Annotated in this window: 2 protein-coding genes; one reads left to right on the top strand and one right to left on the bottom strand. The window is 31.5% G+C overall.

Features of this window, described 5'->3' with window-relative positions; all coding sequences use genetic code 11:
* Positions 1-276: 276 nt before the first annotated feature.
* A complete protein-coding gene (locus JM172_RS24275) occupies positions 277-807 on the bottom strand; it encodes a GNAT family N-acetyltransferase (RefSeq protein ID WP_214484945.1) in 531 nt (176 codons plus the stop codon).
* A gap of 140 nt (positions 808-947) precedes the next feature.
* Here JM172_RS24275 and JM172_RS24270 point away from each other — a divergent pair, with 140 nt between their 5' ends.
* Complete coding sequence (locus JM172_RS24270; protein ID WP_214484944.1) at positions 948-1,301, top strand: hypothetical protein; 354 nt, start codon at positions 948-950, stop codon at positions 1,299-1,301.
* Positions 1,302-2,033 lie beyond the last annotated feature (732 nt).

Raw genomic sequence — 2,033 nt, 5'->3', positions numbered from 1 at the left:
AGGTTCGCTTGTTAAACGGGATCTATGTCCCAACCAGCCAAAAACATGTTTATACAAGTAGGGGGCGAACAGTTTTGCTGACGAGATCAAGTCCCACTGGCGCTGCGTTCTACCCCGACTACCGCTATCATAAGACCTCATGAAAAAAGGTCAACCAGAAAAAACTGGCTAACCTTATATTACGAATATGGCGCGATGACCTAAAATCATCGCGTTTCTGTTATACTTAATGCATCTAGAACAATTTCAGAAAAACTCACATTAGTTTAATATAGCTTAATTAGTTGAAAGTAAGGAGTAAACATTCGTATCATATGGAATGTTATTTTGATACATATAGTTTCTGAGAATCCCTTCTTTTTCAAACCCTAACTTAGCTAATAATTTATTAGATGGTTTGTTTTCTTTAAATACAACTGCTCCAATTCTAGTTAGCTCAAGTTCGTTAAATCCATATGATAAAACTTGAATAATTGCTTCAGTTGCATACCCATTTCCCCATTGTTCTGGAAAAAGTGCATAAGCAATGTCAGCTCTCTTATGTTCCGAAGACCAATCATGAAAACCAATGGTTCCAATAATTCCTTCTATTCCTTTAATTTCAATGCCCCATTTAATCCCTCGTTTTTCCTTGTAGTTAATTGCAAAATTGTTAACTATATTTTTCACCTGTTCTAAATTTGTTAATGGTTTTTGACCATAGTGACGTAATACATCTTCATTTGAAAAACAATTCAAAATATCTTGTGCATCATTTTCTTTTAGTTCTCTCAAGATTAGCCTTTCTGTTTCTAATTTAGGAAACATATTCTCACTCCTAGTATAAAATTTTATACAGTATCCAATTGAAATATTTACAATTATATAACAATTATTTCAAATTAAATAAATTTTCACAAGAAGACATTTAGCAATTGGAGCTGTACAGTATAACCCACGACCATAATATGGTTATGGTCATTCTAAATAGTACTATTTTACAATTTTTTGAACATAGTAGAATAATTAGACAAAGCAATTTAAAATCATACATAGTTCTAAAGCTACATGAACAAAGAAACTATTATGATGAAGAAATTAAAGAACTACTAATTATTTGTAATAATATCTTAGAAGAAATAAAAAAAGGTAACTTTGATAATGAAGTTTTTACATTTCATAAAAAATATAAAATAGATACACAATTCTTTACAATAGATGATCATTTAGAATTTATATTACATCTTTTACATTTATGTAAAACAGTTTTAATGACAGATCGTTTACTAACAGCAAATTGTTTACTGAGTGATGCTATCTAAAGATACTGGTCCTTCACATATATTTTGTTCTCCTATGAACGGAACCTGCGACATTCATAGTCAAGTCCTCAATTTTGACTAGAGTACAAGCATATTAAGTCCACATTTCATAAAATATAGTAACTCTAAATTCTTTGAAAGATGTGTGATAAATTACGCTACGTGCTGTTTCAACTGAATATATGACTGTGCAGGGTTAGAGTTTCAATGCAGGTGATAGCATTCTTATATATTGGAGGTGTTCATATGAGCTTTTACATTAGTACTGTTTTAGTATTATTTATACTATTAGTTATCGTTTTGTGTTTTCGTGGGTCACGGAGTAGTAGTAATCCTACCGGTAGTCAAATCACTTTCTCAATTGGTGCCCCTCTAAGATAGACAATAATAAGCTGACAACTGTACTTCTCACAGCATTTCAATTAAACCACTCCTAAATTCTCATAGATCATAAAGTTCACATAAGTAAAAAAGGGAGGCTTTATGTAACCTCCCTGTTCCGTTCATGAAAGGAGGGTGACCAGGGAGGTTGGCGGAAGGATCTTATAAAATATGGTATGCCAAATATGAATAATGAGTATGTATTGATGTGCTAGGTAATTTACATCAATTTTACTCTTTGTTGAATTTTAATTGCATCTGGAAAAATTGTTTATTCAACAATATGGCGCCTTTCTTGAGGAAAGGGGTCTTTTCTTTCTTTTATTATTAGCAACTCTTTAATTTGAATTT

Source organism: Bacillus sp. SM2101 (genome assembly GCF_018588585.1).
In the GTDB taxonomy this organism is placed as follows: domain Bacteria; phylum Bacillota; class Bacilli; order Bacillales; family SM2101; genus Nanhaiella; species Nanhaiella sioensis.
Note: the sequence above shows the minus strand (reverse complement) of the source record. Positions and strands in the feature narration are given on the sequence as shown.

What these genes read in the sequence shown, in the direction of transcription:
- JM172_RS24270 (WP_214484944.1), top strand. Translation starts at nt 948, where the DNA reads ATGGTTATGGTCATTCTAAATAGTACTATTTTACAATTTTTTGAACAT.
- JM172_RS24275 (WP_214484945.1), bottom strand. Translation starts at nt 807, where the DNA reads ATGTTTCCTAAATTAGAAACAGAAAGGCTAATCTTGAGAGAACTAAAA.